At 50.9% G+C, this 721-nt stretch carries 1 pseudogene; it reads left to right on the top strand.

The window, feature by feature from the left end:
• Positions 1–325: 325 nt before the first annotated feature.
• Positions 326–721 (top strand): annotated as a pseudogene (locus tag IEX10_RS19870) (hypothetical protein); the annotation flags it as partial.

Raw genomic sequence — 721 nt, 5'->3', positions numbered from 1 at the left:
GGCACGCTGCCTCCCGAGGATTTCACCATCCCCTCCAGTGTACACCCGCTGGTCGCTGCAAACTATGACCTGATCCTTGATTTTGTGTCCGAGGAACTGGGGTTGTCTAAGTAGGAGGTGAAAATCCGCCGACCGCGCAGTGCACGTTGGCAAGCAATTGCCGAGATCCAGAAAGCATGTTGAACAGGCAACATGTGGGCGATATCCAAGCGCCAACACAATATCCCAATATAATACCTAAATATAATACGTCATACTTTCGGAACATTGGTTCATCCGGACCTTCCTCCTTGACGGCAACCCAATTCCCTAGACGGAGTCACATATGCCCACCGAAGAAACGCTGGTTAACAGAACCGAACTTTCGACATTTGTTTTCGGACATAGCCTGATTTATCACCACGAAGCGCACGGGGGGTCTGATCAGACTATTGTGCCTTACTGGATGGATGCCTTCGCGGATGAAGCGGGGATGGATTTTTCTGTGTCAGGCCAGTTTGGTCAGCTTCAAAATCACGTTGCAAACCTGCCCCCGGAGGCGACTTGGTCGTGGCGTTTTGACGGAGTGGATCAGGCGTGGAATTCCTCAACAGAGTCCTTTGCCGAGGCGGATTTTGACTCGATCCTGATCACTCCGGCGAATTACATTCAAAATCTGGATCCAAATGATCCGATTTACACCCTGCCCCGTTCTGCTGTCAGCTACACGCTTGAAATCATC

It is taken from the genome of Neptunicoccus cionae (genome assembly GCF_014643735.1).
GTDB lineage: Bacteria > Pseudomonadota > Alphaproteobacteria > Rhodobacterales > Rhodobacteraceae > Amylibacter > Amylibacter cionae.
This window is presented reverse-complemented; position numbering and strand designations above follow the sequence as displayed.